Annotated in this window: 13 protein-coding genes and 6 pseudogenes; 8 read left to right on the forward strand and 11 right to left on the reverse strand. The window is 59.6% G+C overall.

All coding sequences use genetic code 11. The features are described 5' to 3' along the window. Both ACFSOZ_RS22915 and ACFSOZ_RS22920 read left to right on the forward strand, forming a co-directional pair. Positions 1-441: pseudogene (locus ACFSOZ_RS22915) on the forward strand (site-specific integrase); the annotation flags it as partial. A 108-nt stretch (positions 442-549) separates the two neighbouring features. After that, positions 550-912, forward strand: a complete 363-nt coding sequence (locus ACFSOZ_RS22920) for a hypothetical protein (RefSeq protein ID WP_379101726.1) — start codon at positions 550-552, stop codon at positions 910-912. Positions 913-1,274: 362 nt separating this feature from the next. Here the strand turns inward: ACFSOZ_RS22920 and repC are convergent, their stop codons facing one another. From repC to ACFSOZ_RS22940, 4 genes and pseudogenes are all read right to left on the reverse strand, one after another. Further along, on the reverse strand, positions 1,275-2,474 hold the full coding sequence (repC, locus tag ACFSOZ_RS22925) for a plasmid replication protein RepC (RefSeq protein ID WP_379101728.1): 1,200 nt from the start codon (positions 2,472-2,474) through the stop codon (positions 1,275-1,277). Between the two features lie 159 nt (positions 2,475-2,633). Then, positions 2,634-3,635, reverse strand: coding sequence for a plasmid partitioning protein RepB (gene repB, locus ACFSOZ_RS22930; RefSeq protein WP_378924549.1), 1,002 nt, complete (start codon positions 3,633-3,635; stop codon positions 2,634-2,636). Positions 3,636-3,701: 66 nt separating this feature from the next. Beyond that, positions 3,702-4,907 carry a plasmid partitioning protein RepA gene (repA, locus tag ACFSOZ_RS22935; protein ID WP_378924547.1) on the reverse strand — a complete coding sequence of 402 codons (1,206 nt, stop codon included), beginning with the start codon at positions 4,905-4,907 and terminating at the stop codon, positions 3,702-3,704. 394 nt (positions 4,908-5,301) lie between these two features. After that, a pseudogene (locus ACFSOZ_RS22940) lies at positions 5,302-5,902 on the reverse strand (ISAs1 family transposase); the annotation flags it as partial. Between the two features lie 622 nt (positions 5,903-6,524). On the opposite strand from ACFSOZ_RS22940, the gene ACFSOZ_RS22945 reads away from it, so the two are divergent. Both ACFSOZ_RS22945 and ACFSOZ_RS22950 read left to right on the forward strand, forming a co-directional pair. Then, positions 6,525-6,863 (forward strand): type II toxin-antitoxin system RelE/ParE family toxin, encoded by a 339-nt coding sequence (locus tag ACFSOZ_RS22945; RefSeq protein ID WP_378924545.1) that lies wholly within the window; start codon positions 6,525-6,527, stop codon positions 6,861-6,863. After that, a complete protein-coding gene (locus ACFSOZ_RS22950) occupies positions 6,860-7,210 on the forward strand; it encodes a helix-turn-helix domain-containing protein (RefSeq protein WP_378924543.1) in 351 nt (116 codons plus the stop codon). The genes ACFSOZ_RS22945 and ACFSOZ_RS22950 overlap by 4 nt, the downstream gene beginning before the upstream one ends. Before the next feature lie 390 nt (positions 7,211-7,600). Here ACFSOZ_RS22950 and ACFSOZ_RS22955 read toward each other — a convergent pair whose 3' ends face one another. The 6 genes and pseudogenes from ACFSOZ_RS22955 to ACFSOZ_RS22980 form a co-directional block, all read right to left on the reverse strand. Beyond that, positions 7,601-8,770 (reverse strand): IS110 family RNA-guided transposase, encoded by a 1,170-nt coding sequence (locus ACFSOZ_RS22955; RefSeq protein ID WP_465264472.1) that lies wholly within the window; start codon positions 8,768-8,770, stop codon positions 7,601-7,603. Between the two features lie 165 nt (positions 8,771-8,935). Continuing rightward, on the reverse strand, positions 8,936-9,409 hold the full coding sequence (locus tag ACFSOZ_RS22960; RefSeq protein ID WP_378924541.1) for a hypothetical protein: 474 nt from the start codon (positions 9,407-9,409) through the stop codon (positions 8,936-8,938). A 398-nt stretch (positions 9,410-9,807) separates the two neighbouring features. Beyond that, positions 9,808-10,234 (reverse strand): annotated as a pseudogene (locus tag ACFSOZ_RS22965) (PIN domain-containing protein). After that, a pseudogene (locus ACFSOZ_RS22970) lies at positions 10,231-10,526 on the reverse strand (type II toxin-antitoxin system prevent-host-death family antitoxin). The pseudogenes ACFSOZ_RS22965 and ACFSOZ_RS22970 overlap by 4 nt, the downstream one beginning before the upstream one ends. Further along, a pseudogene (locus ACFSOZ_RS22975) lies at positions 10,447-11,503 on the reverse strand (tyrosine-type recombinase/integrase). Before ACFSOZ_RS22975 ends, ACFSOZ_RS22970 begins: the two co-directional pseudogenes overlap by 80 nt. Positions 11,504-11,811: 308 nt before the next feature. Next, entirely contained in the window at positions 11,812-12,978 is a 1,167-nt protein-coding gene (locus tag ACFSOZ_RS22980) for an ATP-binding protein (RefSeq protein WP_120017797.1), read from the reverse strand. Between the two features lie 360 nt (positions 12,979-13,338). Between ACFSOZ_RS22980 and ACFSOZ_RS22985 the strand changes: the two genes are divergently transcribed. The 4 genes from ACFSOZ_RS22985 (at position 13,339) to ACFSOZ_RS23000 (ending at position 15,560) form a co-directional block, all read left to right on the forward strand. Beyond that, the gene (locus ACFSOZ_RS22985) at positions 13,339-13,617 is read left to right on the forward strand and encodes a type II toxin-antitoxin system TacA family antitoxin (protein ID WP_120017798.1); all 279 of its coding nucleotides are present in this window, start codon (positions 13,339-13,341) and stop codon (positions 13,615-13,617) included. Further along, positions 13,614-14,153: a GNAT family N-acetyltransferase gene (locus ACFSOZ_RS22990; RefSeq protein ID WP_120017799.1), complete on the forward strand. Its 540-nt coding sequence runs from the start codon at positions 13,614-13,616 to the stop codon at positions 14,151-14,153. Before ACFSOZ_RS22985 ends, ACFSOZ_RS22990 begins: the two co-directional genes overlap by 4 nt. A gap of 751 nt (positions 14,154-14,904) precedes the next feature. Continuing rightward, positions 14,905-15,138 carry an AbrB/MazE/SpoVT family DNA-binding domain-containing protein gene (locus ACFSOZ_RS22995; protein ID WP_109670799.1) on the forward strand — a complete coding sequence of 78 codons (234 nt, stop codon included), beginning with the start codon at positions 14,905-14,907 and terminating at the stop codon, positions 15,136-15,138. Further along, on the forward strand, positions 15,135-15,560 hold the full coding sequence (locus tag ACFSOZ_RS23000; RefSeq protein ID WP_379101732.1) for a type II toxin-antitoxin system VapC family toxin: 426 nt from the start codon (positions 15,135-15,137) through the stop codon (positions 15,558-15,560). The genes ACFSOZ_RS22995 and ACFSOZ_RS23000 overlap by 4 nt, the downstream gene beginning before the upstream one ends. Before the next feature lie 36 nt (positions 15,561-15,596). On the opposite strand, the pseudogene ACFSOZ_RS23005 reads toward ACFSOZ_RS23000, so the two are convergent. After that, positions 15,597-16,474: pseudogene (locus tag ACFSOZ_RS23005) on the reverse strand (site-specific integrase); the annotation flags it as partial. Between the last annotated feature and the right edge of the window lie 107 nt (positions 16,475-16,581).

Below are 16,581 nucleotides of genomic sequence, written 5' to 3' on the forward strand. Positions count from 1 at the left end.
CGACGGTCAACATGCTCGGCCATGATCTGAGGGACTTGCGCGATCGGGCAATCCTGCTCTTGGGGCTTTGCGGGCGGCCTGCGCCTTCTCGTCGCAACCTGGATCGGGATGGTTGCTGACCAGACCTGTCTTGCAGCCACCCTCGAACGGCTTCGGCCGCATCAGGAGAGGGCCCCCCTCTTCCGGCAAATCTTCAAGGACAACAAGACCGTCGACGTCGAGCCGCTCTCCGCAAGCATCTCGAGCAAACCGAACTCGCAGCTGGCGTCCGCTCCGATCTCCCGGAAAAGGAACGTGGGCTGCTCTTCTCCGGACACTCGCTGCGCGCCGACCAGGGCTTTTTCGGCCGACATCGAGGAGCGTTACGTCCAGAAACAACGTGGCCACGCCTCAACCGAGATGACGCGCAAATATCAGCGGCGGCGCGCCCAATCTCGCTAAAGGCGTCGGGGCTCTGACATCACCTTCCTTTCCTCTCACCAAAAGCCGTAACGTTGCGAAGCAAAGGGGTGGCTTTGTTTTCGTAACGCGTTATGCTAAACTAGAAGCATGGATACACCGAAACACCCGCGTGGCCGCCCCCGTCAACCAGATGCGCTAACGCCGGCGGAACGACAGCGCGCCTATCGTGCGCGATTGGCTGCTGCCGGCAGGGCAGTTCGTGTGCAGCGTGTCATCGAAGATGCGTTCGATTCAGAGACACAGCTTATTGTCGAACGCGCCTTCTTCGAGGAGCAGCGGCATACTTTACATAACGCGTTACTCAAAATTGAGCTTCTTGATGAAGACCGCGCCCGGCTCGACAGGCGAAATGCCTATTTGGAAGGCGAGCTAAAGCGGATTGAGCAACGGCACACCATCTCCCTGAAGGAGATCGTCCTCCTCAAGCAATCGCTGGCCACCAAGAAATAGCGCGGTTTGCAGACTGCCGCTCGGCGGTGCGATCGGTTCCGGGCCAACCTCACCAAGGCGTCTGGGCTCTCCCGCCCAGAGCCGAATTGGCGCAGTCGTGGCGTGCGGATTTTCCGCCTAGCGTTTCAATTGAAATCCGGAAGCAAAACCGACACAAATTGTTCAGTGCCCCATGGCCTGAGCTCTGGCTTTCTCATGGAAACCGCGAGACGTGGGATCCCGCTGGCTGAGGCAATGCAACAGCCCCAGCACCGCGCCGTGCAACAGTCCTCGCACGATTACAACGACGCCGAGCAGCAATTGGGGCACTCGGCTCGGCTGATCGTGTAGCGACCATCGGCATCAAAAATTTCGCGCTCGGATCAACCCGTCATCTTTGCCGTCACCCCGTTCGTTCGCAACGCCGCCATCAACATCGGTCCCACCGAAAACTCCCCTGCCCTCGCCTTTTCGGTCAGCACGCGCAGATATCCGCCGGCCGAGTTGATGTGCTGGGAACGTTGCAGGATGCAGGCGATCACCACGGCAGCCGTCTCCTGGCCCATTGTGTGGCAAGCATCCTCGTAAGCCGACGGCGAGACCCCCAGGTATCCGCGGACCTGGGCCGCGGTGATCATGAAATCGCGCCAGCTGCCAATTCCCTCCACGGCATAGTCGACAATGTCGGGGCACGCTTTCAGCACAAGGCCAAGCGGATAGCCTTTCGGCTTCCCGTCGGGATTTGGCTCTGCCCGCGCCGTGCTTTTCTCCAAAGCAGGTTCAAATTCAAAAATGGAGTCGGTGTTTGAATATGATTGCTGCCGCTCGTTTTGAGACTCATTGCCGCTCGGATTCGTGGAATTCATGAAGCTTTCCAGCAGCATGTCCACTTCCTCGTGCAACGCGGCCAGACCGCCCACGATCGGCTCCAGTTCGCCCAGGGATGCCCGCCGCGGAATTGCCTCCACAACAGCGCGGAACCGCCGCCAGAGGCCGCCCCAGTCGCCTGGCATATCTTCCTCCACGGCTGCCTCGATCAGCTTTTGAACATCCCGGCGGTGCAGCGTAATCCGTTCGCGCATTAGCCTCAGGGCCTTGTTGTCGGCGCGGACGCGCTCGGCGGCCGCTTCGAACTCATCAGCACGGGCCAGTAGCGGGGCGAGAGAGAAGCCGAACGCCTCCTCAATGTCCCCTCCCCTCCCCTTGCGGGCATAGCGCTTGCCGTTCGGACTGTCGCGTCGGATGACCAGGCCGCAGTCCACAAGGGCTGCCAGGTGCCGCCTGAGCGTAGCATCAGGCATCCCATGTGCTCGCAGCGACAGCTGTGCATTGGAGGGGAACACGATCAGGCCGTTCTCCTCGCTCAACTCGCTGTCCGGATAAAACGACAGCAACGCGTTCAGAACGGCCAGAGCGCGATCGCCGACCCCGACAATGCTCCTGCCCTCGCAAAGGTTGCGGTAGATATGCCATTTCTCGACGGCCTTGCCGTCGGGGATTTCCTTCGAGGCATTCTGTGCTGCCAACATGGCAAGCGACATCGACCGCCGCCCGAAGGGCGTCGTTGCAATACCCGTCTCCATTTTTCCTTCGCCTTTCAATCAGGCAAAAGAAACCTGCTCGCCGAATCGACGCCTAAGACTCTTGACAGTGATTCGCGGAAATGCGATTCTCGACCTTGCTACAGAATACGAGAAGGGCTTCCGCGACGGTGACGTTCGGGGGCCTTTTTCTTTTGCGGTTCAGTCTCCTGTTTTGACGCTCTCGGACTCCCTGAAAGCGCGGTACAGGCTTTCCAGGTTTTCCGAAATAAATTCTCCGAAACGACGAGCGTCCTTTGATTTAAGCGCAAGATTGAACGCGTTTCCGGTACTCTTGATGGTCGCAGTAACAGATTTGTCCTCCGGCGCCCACGTTCGTCCATTCTTTGGCTCAATAGCTTTCTTCACCGACCTTTTCGGCCTCGCGCCATTAAGAAACTTAAAGAGAAGGTGGAAGCGGTCATCGGATTCTGCCGCTGCAAAATCTTCGCTGAAGACAAAGCCGTTCACGACCGCAGTGTTTTTTGGATTCTCTATCAGCTTGCGTAGCTCAAGCCAGCGGTCACGGCCAATGCCTTTGGCTGGTCCGACTGCATCGATGACGGCTTCCGGAATTGCTTTCGGAATCGTCAGCATCTTCGAAAGCGTCTGATAGTCTACGGACAGGGCCGATTGGATGATGTCTCGAGGATAGCCCAGATCCGATAGACGCTGAGCAAACAGCACGCGCTCGATAAAGGTCAGGTTGGCTCGTGCGGAATTTTCCTGCCCCTGGGCGATGATGTGATCGATGTCGGCGAGCGCCTTCACGACCGCACGTACGGGCCTTCCCAACTCCTTGGCAACCTTGACGCGGCGATGCCCAAAAACGATCTGGTACCGGCCACCCGCGTCCGGATGAGGTCGGACGAGAACCGGAGTGTCTTGGCCCCTTTCCTTGATCGCGAACAAAAGCTCCTGATAACTCTCATCGTCGGAGCTCATACGATCGGATACAAACGAACCCTCGATCAGATCGGGATCGATTTCAACGACTGTTTCGCCCTCGACGAGCTTAGACGCTTGCCTGGCCAACTCGTCGATCGATGAAGAAATGGACTTGGCGGCTCCGAATTTGCGCAATCCCGAGGTCGGCTCATCGCCTTCGATCTCGACGGCTGCGTCCGTCCGCATTAGGTTATCGAAGATATTCTTCCTTGCCATTTCCACATTCCAGAATTGAGATAATCGTCTGATATTACGCCAACAATGCCCTCTTTAGACGGCCGTCTACTTTGTGCGTCCCCATGCTTCGTGGATCAGATCCCTGATTTCCGTATTGACAGCTTCGAGGGATTCCATCGCGCGTTCGTATGTAGTCCGCGTCATGCCCGACTTCTCGACTTCATAGAGTGTCTGCTTCGTCAGCCCAGCGTCCGAAATTGCCGTTGATTTGAGCATTTCATTTTTCAACATCTGCTTTGCGAGCATCGATTGCATGAAACCGACCATCTGGGCCTGCGGGATGTCCGTCGGCTCGTACCGAGTAACTAGATATCTAAACCAGTCGAGATCGACCTCCCCACCCGCGTGCCGAATCGTCTTGAGGATATCGCCAAGCATCAAAAGGAACTGGGACATCGACATGAGGTCGAGCATCTGTGGATGCACGGTGATGAGCACTGAGGTCGCAGCGGACAACGCCGTCAGCGTCAGGTAGCCGAGTTGCGGTGGACAATCGATCACGACTACATCGTACTTTTCATCAACTTCCTTGAGCGCCGTCTCGATGCGATTCCAGAAGGTTTTTCCAGCGATTGAATTCTTATCCTGCATCGCCAGTGGCGTGTCATACTCGTATTCTTGGAGTTCAAGCGACGCTGGAATGATATGAAGGTCGGGGAAGTTTGTCGGCATGATCACATCCGTGATCGGCTTTCTTCCATCGTCGTACCGTATCGACTCGTAAATCGACGGCTCTTTGTCGAGTTCGGGTTGATGACCGTACAATGCGGAAAGTGATGCCTGCGGGTCCAGGTCGATCGCGAGGACGCGGTGCCCTGTAAGTGCCAAGTGCTGCGCCAAATGTGCCGCTGTTGTCGTTTTACCACTGCCTCCCTTGAAGTTGACGACAGCGATAACCTGTAGCTTCTCATCTCCCCGACGGTGAGGAACATATTTCTTCACGTCAGCCCGGCCATTACGGTCGAGCCAACGGCGCAACTCCACAATCTGTTCAGCGGAATACGTGCGGCGGCCGCCAGAGTGAATAGTCGGCTCAACCGCCTTGCCTTCGAGATGGAGCTTTTTCAGGTTGCTGGTTGAAACTCCAAGGAAGTAAGCTGCCTCCGCAAGTGAGAACTGGCGGAGAGTCTTGGTCGCATTCGGTGGGAAGGTTTCCAGACGAAGCTGGTTCAACTTCCTAGAAATCTCCCGTCCCTGCGCCAATATCGCATCATCGAACAGTGCCTTAGCGTGGGGTGGGGATATGTTCATCCGTCTCAACCTCAAATAACGGCAATTGACTTCGTTTTGCCGAATTGCCGTCATTATGTCCGATTCGTTCGTTCCGGCAAGAAGTTTTAGGTTAACGAAAAGTTAACAGGGAGCTGTTTGATCCAGTATCGCCTCGTGCGAATTCGGCGCCCAAGACTCTCAGATGGCCGCCCTTCGGCGAATCCCGGAATATCCTTGCTACCGTCGCTCCCTCCGCCCATCGGATTTTCTCCTTTCCCATTGAACCTATTGTGGAAATTCGACAATAGTCGGCCGACTAAGCATATATAACCTTCCATGCCGAAAGACGCCTCGGCGAGCACACCGGACCGGGAATCGAAAAACTGCACCACATCGACGCCAGCCTCGATCTGGCAGGGGCTCCGAATCCAGGTTAACGAATAAGTTCTCCCAGGATTGATGCGAGATAGTCGAGGTTCCAGCCAGCCACTTTTCGCCTGCGCTTAAGGGAGTGCTTGTCGGGCAAGGCTCAGACGAGGTTGATGGCAAAGTGGCGGACGATGGCGATGTTTGTGCACGCCATGGCCTTTTCTGAGGCGGGATTGATCGTCGTTAAAGGCGACGTCGAACGTCCAGTGCAGGGCGTTCTCGACCAGCCAGCGGCCGCGCACGGCTTGAGCGGCTCGCTCGGCGATGAGATGGGCTGAAGAGATGAAGCATCTGGTGTCGTGTCGGCAGCGATCCTTGAGTTCGGTGCGGGCTCGGACGCGGATGATGGTCTTAGTGTTGGGCAGGCGCAGTTCGCCGGGAAAGCGCCTCACGCCGGAAAGCCAGCTGGTCTCGCGGGAGACGGTAACGGCGCGCTCCTCGATACGGCCATGGGCTTTGTCGAAGTCGACGGCACTGTCGAGGCAGGCGGCGGGAGCATCGTCTAAGTAGCGCTCAATCTCGGCGCGCAGCGTCGGTTGGTGGCCCGTGACCGCGAGCAGGTAGTCGGCGCCGACATAGCGGATTGAGGCTCGTACCCGAGAGTTGGGTTCAGGATATCATCCAACCTCTTTCGGATATTGGGGGAGGAAGAGGTTACGGCTACGCGCCCGCGCACCGGCCACCGGTGTCGCTGGCGGGGCGATCCGCGCGGCCCGAGCCGGTCGCTCATTCGTCGCCTGCGAGACCGTCGAAGGCGTCGAGCAGTGCATCGACGATCGCCTGGCCCAGCGCCTTTGCAGTCTACCAATTTGGGGGCTTCGTTTCCGGGGCGGGGGGCGGTGGCCAGGTCAGAACCCAGATCGGTCAGGACCGCAAGGCCCGCTCGATCGCCCATTGTGCAAAATCGTCCCGGCTGTCGATGATCCTGGTATCCATGAACGCGCGCTCCGGCGTTTACGATTTCTTTGGCCGATTCCGGCTATGTCAGGGTGCGCGATAGGTACTGCGTTCGCGCCACTTCATCGTTCAATCCTCGCGTCTCACGCCTCACAGAGCAAGCCGTTCCGCTTCGCACGGTCGCGGAGGTTCTTGACGGAAGAGGAGCCCGTTTCGTCCCGCTACGCGGTGTCCGTTCATGATCGGAAGAGAGCCCAGTGTTGGGGCGGTCCACCATTGACTTCCGATGAGTAGCCCCCCAGATATAGCCCGTTGGGTTATAGGAATGGTATGCAGACTGTCGCCGAGACCTCATTGTTCATCAAGCACGCGGCTGAGTTATTCAGCGAGGATGAACGAAAGGAGCTGATCGACTTTTTGGCCGCCAATCCGCAGGTCGGTGACGAGATCCCTGGCACTGGCGGCGTACGAAAGATGCGTTTCGCCGCCAAAGGCAAGGGCAAGCGTGGCGGCGCACGGGTCATCTACTACTGGTACAGTGCTGACGCGCCGATCTATGCACTCTTGGCGTACGGCAAGAACGAAAAGGTTGATCTGAAGCCCGATGAAGCCAAGGCGGTTGCTGCATTCGCCAAAGCGATCAAAGCAGCGAACAGGAGCAGGACATGAGCGAGATGACGAAATTCGGCGCCGACCTGATCCAGGCCATGTCGGAAGCTTTAGCGCACGCGCAAGGCAAGGATGTCCCTGGCATCGAGGTACACAGCGTAGATGTCGGGGCAGTCGACCCAAAGGCCATTCGCAAGAAGCTCGACCTTACCCAAGACGAGATGGCAACCGTGCTCGGAACGAGCCCTTCCGGCTACAAGAAGTGGGAGCAGGGGAAGAGGCAGCCGAGCGGGGCTGCACGCACCTTGCTTCGCGTCATGGACAAGGAGCCCGAGGCCGTGCTGCGCGCCTTGTCGTCCAAGGACGAGGTTTCCGACAACAAGCAGACGTCTGCCGCTACGCACTGAGCGGGGCAGGGGACTTTTGTCGCATTGCATCTTGTATGGGGATGTTTTTGTCAACGGTCTTTTTTGCGTCCATTCATTGGCCTCGTTTGCGTTTAGGGCAGCTGCTCCATTCACGACAGAAGCAGCCGCCGCTGGCTTATCGATCGCGGACGTCGATACCGAGGGAGCCTGCGCGTGGCGAGACAATGCTCTCGCGTACTTGTATGCGGCGGGTGCTTTGACCCAGCCATGATGCAGTAATGCGCATCGCGAGCAAGGCTCCGGGGCGGCGGGACCATTCTTAATTACGGTGCAAAGCCCATGTGCAGTGCCGGTTCGCCACCGCCTCGGATCGTTGGGAGTCTGGCGCTGTTGGCGCGTCAGGCCCCGATAGCTTGATCCTCTTCTTCGTTATCCAGCGGACCGCACTGCGACGCCCTGCGGGATCTCGCCCATGGTGGCCATGCGCCAGAGCGCGATGAGCAGGCGCCGCGCGACGGCCACGATCATGGTCTTGCGCGTGCCGCCCCGACCATCCTCGGTGCGCTTCCGAAACCACTGCGCCAAAGCGCTATCCTTCTGGAACCGGAGAAAGCGCCAGGCCAGTTGGATCATCCCGCGCCGTACCCGGGCATTGCCGGCTCTTGCGAGGCCTCTCTCGCGCCGTCGCGCGCCGCTCTCATCCGGAGAGCCGGTGAGGCCGGCATAGCGGGCGACCGCCTTTCGATCCCGGAGACGGCGTGACAGAATCTCGTTGACGAGCATATCCGCGGTTTCGACGCCGACGCCGATGACGCTCGAGATCAGGCGAACCATCGCGTGAGGTCCCTTCTCGACGGCCGAGGCCGTCTCCAGCTTGCGCAGGCGTTCCTGCTCGATGGCCTTGATCTGTTCGCGCACCAGACGCAGCCGGGCCATGTCGCGGCGAAACTCAGCCTGGGTATTTTCAGGGAGAGGGGAGCCTTCCGCCGTGCGCAACGCAGCAAGCTTCTCCTCCGCCTTGCGCAACGTCGGATTGAACCCACGAATTCCCAGGCGCGCGAGCGCCGCCTTCATGCGGTTGACGATGCGCGTGCGATCGCAGACCAGCTTTTCCCGCTCGCGGTTCGGCCGCTTGGCGTCTTCCTCTTCGATGGTCGGAATAGCCGCCATGCTGCAGTGGCGCTTTTCTCCGCGCAGCCAGCCGAGGAAGGCGCGCATCAGCAACTCCGTGTCGAGGCGATCAGTCTTCGCACGCCGGTGCTCACGTGACACGGCGACGCTCGATGGATGCATGACATAGGCTTCGATGCCGCGCGACCTGAGCCAGCGCGCCAGCCAAAAACCGTCACGCCCCGCCTCGAAGGCGACAACGATGCGTTCGATCTCGCGCTCCGCCTGGGCCGCTTCCTCGCGCCAGCGATGCAGGAGCCGCAGCAACCCATCCTCATCGGGCGCCAGCTTCATCAGGTGGTGCCGTTCGACGCCCGGCAGCATTCCCGCGACAAGCCAACTCGATTGACTCATCTCGATGACGACAACGAGTGTGCTATCCTGATTCAGGGTGGCGACGGACCGGCTCAGATCGTTTGATTGCGGCATGGGGCTCTCCATCGGGTTGGTTGGAAGCGCCGAAAGTGCCACCTTCGCCGCCAGCCCCATAGCATCTTAATTGCAAGAATGCGGTTGTTTCCGTCATGTTGGGCAGTTAATTGCGAGAATGGCGTAGCTCGGCTTCTCGCTTGGCAAGCACCCCTCATGCCCACTTTAATGGATCCTCTGCCCCGTAAAGCGATCTCGTCCGTGCCAAAACTCGCAAACTGGACACCATTCGCCTTCGTAATCGATTCCTTCCTCGTGAGGGCACCCAATAATGCCCTCGGTCATCGTGACTGACCGCACCTGATGCTTCTCGATAAATTCAAGTATCTCGCGGGCAATGCCGGGGTCGGCGCGGACGTCGCCATGATCTACTTTCCAGTCGTGCAACTCTTCGACCTCTTCATTCGCGGATGGCACGATGCCAACTGCGACCTTTGTCGCTTGGCGCAGGTTCGGACCATAGAAGGCGATAGTCGCAATTGGCCATCCCCGGTGTCCCTTCCGAGCTTTCTTTTTCAGGCGCTTGAGAAATCGACCTTCCAACATGTTGCACTCTCCACGACCGCTGCGTTCATGATCGGTCTTGCCGATCTGCGGGGATATTGGGAAGTTTTGTTTTCGCGAAAACCACTTGGTCATTCACTTCCGCTAGGCGATGGCCCCGTGTCTTGGCAGAATGGTCAAGATAGGCGAGTGAAGGCCGCAGAATTCTTCGTTGAAGCAGCAGAACCGGCCATAGGATTTTACCTCATAGCGGACCCTGATTTTCTTCATAATGCGGAGGAGGCTGAATGATTTCACGCTGACGCTCATAAGCTTTGCGTACATCATACGCTAAGCCGAGAAACATTCCCTCCTTGTCACGAACGAGCGGCGCGTTCTTGACGTCATGCACAACCTCATGCAGCCAGCGCAGAGAGGGATAGTATAGTCTGAGATCAGCAAGAGGCCGGCGTGATTTTGCAGCAGGCGATACGAAAGCAAACCACCCTCCCCTTTGCGAGTCAGCCCGCGAACGATCTATGGTTTAGGGCGATTCACGAAATCCACGGATCAAAGAGAGCGATACCAAAACCCTCGAAATCCTTGGTGTTGCGCGTCGCCAGAAGTAAGGAGGTTCTTCGCAACCGCCGTCGCGGCGATCAGGCCGTCCATCGACGAGAGCCCACGACCGCGGCGCTTCGCCAGCCCCATCAGGTCGCCCCAGGCCATGGCAACGGGTTCGTCTACGGAGAAAAGCCTCTGCTCGAAGCGCATCGGCAAGTCCCGAGCCAGCCAGTCGGCGAGGGCTTCTCGTTTCCATCCCTCGTCCATGAGAACTACGCCACGCCGAATCTCGGCGATCGACACGACACTGATGAACGAGCGATCCTCATCGAGCCCATCCAGCCACTCCAAAACGCGCGCAGAAGGAGACGGCCTTGTCACCTCAGATAGCACGTTGGTGTCGAGCAGGAGCCTCACAACGGCAGGTCACGCGATTCGTCGCGTAGCCGTTCGAGGTCCAGTCGGCACCGCGCAAGGGCGAATCCAGCAGGAACTCCGCAAGCGTGCCCTTGCGTGCGGTCTTGCGCTGCCATTCCTCAGCTGAAACGACAACGACGCTTGGTTTTCCGTTGCGCGTGATCGTTTGTGGCGACGACTGCGCGCGCTCAATCACCTCCGACAGTCGAGCCTTAGCCCGAGCAACGGTCCAGCTGGGATCCTCTTGGGGTGCAGATAGCACGTTGCCCTCTATAACCACGATGACTATCATGACTATATAGTCCGCGCCATGCGCTAGAGCAACAGGGCAGGACAGGGCGCTTCTGCAGCGTTACAGTCTGGCTCGACTTAGTGAGATTGACACGGAGCCGATCGCGCCGGCGTCGGTATTTGCGCGTCATCTCTACGGATGCGTGGCCGGGCTGCTTCTGCACATGCACCATCGACCTCGGCCACGGACGCAAGGCCGGCGCGCAGGGAAATCCCCCGATAGATTGCCATGCACGCCGGCGGCCAAAGCCGTGTGGCCCACACGATTGAGCACTTCCTAGGCTGACATCCGGCAAAGCTTCGCAATGGTCGCGGCCGACATCGAGGCCGACGATTTCGGAGCGCCGCAGGCCGCCCGCGAAGCCCAGGAGCAGCATGGCGCGGTCGCGCAAGCCCCGCAGCGTGCCGCGGTCAAGTGTCTCCAGCATGGCGATCAGATCGTCGCGCAGCACGGCTTCCTTCTGCCGAGGAGGGGAGGCGTGTTTGTTGCGGATCCCGGCCAGCACGGTGGCGATCCTTGCGATCGAGCGGTTGGCCGCGTTGCGTATAGTTCCAGGTCAAGGAGGACAGGCGGCGCTCGATCGTCGACACCGACTTTTTGCCTGCTCCTGGCGCCGAGGCCTGCGCCGTGATGTAAAGCCCGACGATCTGCGGGTCCGCAGGCAGCGGCTCAAAAGACTGGCGACGGCACCAGGCGCAAAAATGCTTCCAATCCGATGCATAGGCGCGACGTGTGTTGGCTGAGCTCGCCGCTTCGACATAATCGCGGGCGCGGTCCGCCAGGCGCTCGAGATGCCCAGGCAACCGTTCTTGTCCCTTTGCTCGAACCGGCAGGGGAGGGGAGGGGGCTCCCTCTTCGCCACCGCGCAGTTTATGCGGCGTCGGATGGCCCATCTCCATCACGAGATCGACAATGTCCGGCAAATCATCGGTATCGGCCGGATCGGTGTGCTTCATCAAATGGCGGGCATTGCCCATCAAAATCTCGTCTGTGGTAATGTCATGGCGGCGCGATTCTCTGCATCCTAGCCTGAGACTAACGGACTGATTTGTCCACCGCAGGATGGCCGGTAGGATCGGGATACCGAACTCACCCATGTCTTTGTTCGGCTCGACTCAGCCCAGTCCTGGAAGGTGGTTGAGGCGAGGACAAGTGCATTTTCGGTGACCGATATCGATGGCAGCATTGCTTAACGAACGGGCGCCAGGATGGGGGTTAGACGTGCGCATCCGGTTGAGGCGGTAGCAGTTTCGTGGGGAGGAAAGCGAAGAATTCACCGCCTCCGTCAGGCAAGATCCACCACAGCCTTTGCGAGAGCGCCTAGGCTCTTCACCTCCACGCCATCCTTGAGAGGGAAGCTTTCGGCACCGGGATATACGACGAGGCGACGCGCCGGATTGACGTCCTCGCAAGCCAGGTGAAAGCCCTTTTCAACCTTCGGCGCCAGACTGCGCTTGATCTCGATCGCCCAGGGACGTTTGCCGGGCGCAGCCAGAAGGAGGTCGATTTCGGCGCCGGCGGCGGTCCGATAGAAACTGGCCACTGTACGCGCAGGCGCTAAGGAGAGAAGATTTTCGATGACGTAGCTCTCCCAGCTGGCCCCGACAACGGGGTGCCCGGAAAGGCCATTGAGATCTTCGATGCCCAACAGCGCGTGCACGATGCCGCTGTCGCGCACATAGACTTTTGGCGACTTTACAAGTCTCTTGCCGGTATTGGCGTGATATGGAGGAAGCCTTCGCACCAGGAGAAGATCGACGAGAAGATCGACGTAGGATGTCACGGTCGGTGCGCTGACGGCCAGGCCGGACGCCAGCCGCGAAGCGTTCAAGAGACCAGCCTGATTGTGGGCGAGCATGGTCCAGAGCCGCTCCAGCGTCTGTGCGGGAATACGTGGTCCGAATTGCGGGACATCGCGTTCGAGGTAGGTTCGAATGAAGCTGCGCCGGAACGCCAGGCTGTCGGCATCGGAGGCTGCCAAAAAGCTGTCCGGAAACCCGCCGCGCAGCCATAGGCGCTCGGTGTCCGTTGCTCCAACTTCCAGGACATCGAGCGGCGTCATCTCGACATATTCGATACGGCCGGCAAGGCTTTCGCCGGATTGGCGGAGCAGGTCCATCGATGCTGAGCCCAGCAGCAGGAACCTGCCGCTGCGGCGTCCCCGGCGGCGGCCCTGATCGATCAAGCCGCGCAGTTCCTGGAACAAGTCCGGCACACGGTGGATCTCGTCGAGAATGACCAGACGATCTTCGTAGGCCTTGAGAAAGAGGACGGGATCCGAGAGCTTGTTTCGATCCTCGCGCGACTCCAAATCGAGGTAAAGCGCACCGGTCTCATCGCCGACTTCCAATGCAAGGGTAGTCTTGCCGACCTGTCTCGGGCCGATCAAAGCGACAGCCGCCTGTCGTCCGAGCGCTTGCCTGACCAACGGTAGGACTCTGCGAGAAATCATCCTTGCAAATTACAAACTTCACTTTGATTTTGCAAGGACCATCGGACGCCCATTTTCCTGCCGCGGACGAAAATAGGGCAGGGGGCATTTCGGCCTTCTCTACCTGCCGTCCCATCTCCATCACCACATCGATGATGTCCGGAAGATCATCCTGGGCTGGGTTGTCGGCGTTGGTCATGATGGGGATTCTAGCGTGATTTGGCCGTCAAAAGCGAGCGGCAACGGCCCGTTCGCGCGGCTGGCCATCTGGCTACTGGTTGGAGTATCTGGGAGCTGCTTTGTACGCCTTCAATACATATATATTGACATTCATGACTCCGTTTAGCTACATTGGCAATAGCAGGAGTGAAGGAGATTGTTATGCCCCGGGCTGCGGTTGAAGCGAATGAACGGATGAACCTGCGGGTAGCGGCGCGGCAAAAGGCGACGCTGATGCGGGCGGCAGCGCTTGCGCATACGGATTTGACGGAATTCGTCACCCGCGCGGCCTTGCGCGAGGCCGAAGCGGTGATCGAGGGCGCCGAAAAAATCGAGGTCTCTGAGCGGGATTTCCTGCGCATCCTGGAGCTCATGGACAACCCGCCTGCGCCGAACGAAAAACTGCGCGCTGCGATCGCCGCGTTGCCGCGTGACCGATGAGCCTTCCGGCATGGCATGAGGAGCCGATCTCGAAAGAACATGATCGGACTGGCTTCGATTGCGGCGAGGCGGACATGAATACGTTTTTGGCCCGGTACGCACGCCAGAGCCACGAACAGAACGCCGCCAAGACCTATTGCGCGATCGAAACGGCGCGGCCCGGGCGCATCCTTGGCTTCTACTCGATCGCGCCCTCGGCTGTCGACCATGCGGCCGTGCCGGCGCGAATGACCAGGGGATTGGCGCGTCATGACGTCCCGGGCTTTCTCCTGGCGCGTATCGCCACAGACAGGTCGGTCGCGGGGCAGGGGTTGGGTGGTCAGCTGTTGGCCGCCGCCGCCAGGCGTTGCTTGCGGCTGGTGACGGAGGGCGGCGGCATCCTTCTGATCATAGACGCCAAGAACGAGCGCGCCGCCGATTGGTACGCCTCCTTCGGGGCCGAGCGCCTGCAGGGCCAGCCCCAAGGCCAGCCTTTGCGGCTGGTGATTCATCTGTCGACGTTCGCGGCGGATTTGCGGGCCGCGGGTCATCTTTGAACGCACTGCCGTTTGTACAATATCGACGGCTGCGATCAACCGAGCAGTTGCAGGCGTGTTTTATCGAGCCTCATAGATGGCCGTGGAGCGGCTTTCTGGGGTGCGAACGCCCAAAGGCCGCGAAAGAGCACCAGATCGCGTCCTATGCCCATCCATGGCCGAAAGCGCACAAAGTGGGCCAGTTTCGGACTGGCCTCGCCCTGCAGGGAGGTTTCCGGGGGCTTCGAGGCTGGTTGGGGCGCACTCTCCGGCGGCCTGCATCGGCACGTGAATCGGAAATCGTGAGACTGCGTGACAAAGCCAGACGGCCGGAGATCCGTATCAACAGATCTGGAAAATCAGCAACTTAAGGAGAGGCCGGATCGGCGCCATGCATGTGGTCTCACGAAAACCGACTCAAAAAGGCATCAAGCCTCACGAATTCCGGTCAGTTGACAAGCATTGCCGGTCGAAAAGCGCGTCCCTGATGTCATAAATCGTCACAAGTTTGCGGCGGACGCCAAGTCATGAAACTGCGGACGCTTCCCCCGACTCGAGGGAAAACGCACATACGTTTCCTATCACGCCAGTCGTGTTAGCTACGGGTCCAGGCCAAGCCTTCCCGCACAGTCGACCAGTTCTTGGCCCAAGAGGCAGACAGCCGCACCGCCTCCGCATTAGGGTGCGAGCTGCGATCTCGGCCAGCCAGGGATTGAAAAACGGCGTCCAGGGTAATACCTTCAAAACCTGTCGCATTACAATTGGTGTGAACATGACCACTACAGTTACAGCCAAGGGACAGGTGACCATCCCGAAGCCGGTCCGCGACCTTCTCGGTATCGTTCCAGGCAGCAAGGTCGATTTCGTCCGCGCCGCCGACGGTAGCGTGGTGCTTGCACGCGCCGACAAGAAGCAGCCGGCGAGCCGCTTCGCCAAATTGCGTGGCCATGCCGGCAAGGGGCTCGATACCGACGCGATCATGGCGCTGACGCGTGGCGAAGCTTGACGCTCGTCGACACCAACGTTCTGCTCGACTTGGTCACAGATGATCCCAAGCGGGCGGATTGGTCGGTCGCGCAGCTTGAGGCAGCAGGCCTCAATGGACCTTTACTGATCAACGATGCTGTCTTTGCCGAGCTTGCCGTTCGATATGACCGCATCGAAGACCTCGACGCCCGCATCGAAGACCTCGACGCGTTTGTCGATGAGGCGGGTCTCGAAATCGCTCCGATGCCGCGCGCCGCCCTGTTTCTCGCTGGAAAGGTATTTACGCAGTATCGCAAGTCCGGCGGGTCGCGCACCGGCGTGTTACCCGACTTCTTCATTGGCGCCCATGCTGCCGTTAGCGGTCTGCCGCTGCTGACCCGCGACGTCGGCCGCTACCGCACCTATTTTCCATCATTGAAACTGATCACGCCGAACAGCTGAGCGACCCATCGGGTCAGGCAGGGAGGGGCTTTCGCCCTACAGTCCGCTCGCCTTGGTCAGATTCACCCGGAACCGATCGCGCCGGCGCTGGTACTTGCGTGTCATCACCGTCGAGGCGTGGCCAAGCTGCTTCCTCACATAGTGTTCATCAACTCGGCGGAGGACGCGAGGCCTGCGCGCAGCGGATGGCTAGAAGACCTTTGGCCGCGCTCGGAAAGATCCCGCGCGCACCGGCAGCAAGGCCGCGCGTTTGACCAGCCGCGCCACCTGCTGACCTTTCAGCCGATCGGCTCCCAACACTTTGCCCTGACCGGTGACGCGGCGGGAGGGGCCATGTGCAATACGGGCCAGCCTTCAGCCAAGCCTACAGGGCGACGACCGGGCAGGCGGCGACGGACCAGCACGCCCATGTCTGGAAAGAATTCAATCGAGCGCGGCCGTCCTCGGTTTGATCGCCCGCAACATCAAGGCCGACGATTTCGGGGCGGCGCAGCCACCGGCGAAGCCCAAAAGCAGCATGGCGCGGTCGCGCAGACCACGCAGTGTCACGTGGTCGAGCGTTTCCTGCACGGCGAGAACATCCTCGCGCAGGATGGCTTTCCCTTTGACGGGTCGGGGAGGCTTTTTTGTTACGAATGCCGACGAGCACGGTGGCGATGCCCGGTCGTTCCGGTCGAGCGGTTGACCGCGTTGTGTATAGTTCCAGGTCAGCGACGACACAGGCGGCGCTCGATGGACGACACCGACTTGTTGTCCCTTGCCGATCCCGAGGCCTAGGGCCATGATGCAGACGCCGACGATTTGTGGGTCCGGCGGCTGCGGATCAAACGGCAGCGGGCGCAAAAATGCCTCCAGTCGGCGCCATAGGCGCGACGGGTGTTTGCCGAACGCTCTGCCTCGACACAATCGCGCGCGGTCGGCTCATATCCGCGTGCCTGCTAGGGCTGTGGCAGCAGCTTAAATTGGTTGTCCCTGAGCTTGAAAGCTGTCGAGAAGTGCCATATCTTTTGCACAAGAAATA

The organism is Mesorhizobium newzealandense, assembly GCF_042682145.1.
Taxonomy (GTDB): domain Bacteria; phylum Pseudomonadota; class Alphaproteobacteria; order Rhizobiales; family Rhizobiaceae; genus Mesorhizobium; species Mesorhizobium newzealandense.

Excerpts from the sequence above, each read along its gene's own strand:
- ACFSOZ_RS22920 (WP_379101726.1), top strand. The coding sequence starts at position 550 with ATGGATACACCGAAACACCCGCGTGGCCGCCCCCGTCAACCAGATGCG.
- repC (WP_379101728.1), bottom strand. The coding sequence starts at position 2,474 with ATGGAGACGGGTATTGCAACGACGCCCTTCGGGCGGCGGTCGATGTCG.
- repB (WP_378924549.1), bottom strand. The coding sequence starts at position 3,635 with ATGGCAAGGAAGAATATCTTCGATAACCTAATGCGGACGGACGCAGCC.
- repA (WP_378924547.1), bottom strand. The coding sequence starts at position 4,907 with ATGAACATATCCCCACCCCACGCTAAGGCACTGTTCGATGATGCGATA.
- ACFSOZ_RS22945 (WP_378924545.1), top strand. The coding sequence starts at position 6,525 with ATGCAGACTGTCGCCGAGACCTCATTGTTCATCAAGCACGCGGCTGAG.
- ACFSOZ_RS22950 (WP_378924543.1), top strand. The coding sequence starts at position 6,860 with ATGAGCGAGATGACGAAATTCGGCGCCGACCTGATCCAGGCCATGTCG.
- ACFSOZ_RS22955 (WP_465264472.1), bottom strand. The coding sequence starts at position 8,770 with ATGCCGCAATCAAACGATCTGAGCCGGTCCGTCGCCACCCTGAATCAG.
- ACFSOZ_RS22960 (WP_378924541.1), bottom strand. The coding sequence starts at position 9,409 with ATGACCAAGTGGTTTTCGCGAAAACAAAACTTCCCAATATCCCCGCAG.
- ACFSOZ_RS22980 (WP_120017797.1), bottom strand. The coding sequence starts at position 12,978 with ATGATTTCTCGCAGAGTCCTACCGTTGGTCAGGCAAGCGCTCGGACGA.
- ACFSOZ_RS22985 (WP_120017798.1), top strand. The coding sequence starts at position 13,339 with ATGCCCCGGGCTGCGGTTGAAGCGAATGAACGGATGAACCTGCGGGTA.
- ACFSOZ_RS22990 (WP_120017799.1), top strand. The coding sequence starts at position 13,614 with ATGAGCCTTCCGGCATGGCATGAGGAGCCGATCTCGAAAGAACATGAT.
- ACFSOZ_RS22995 (WP_109670799.1), top strand. The coding sequence starts at position 14,905 with ATGACCACTACAGTTACAGCCAAGGGACAGGTGACCATCCCGAAGCCG.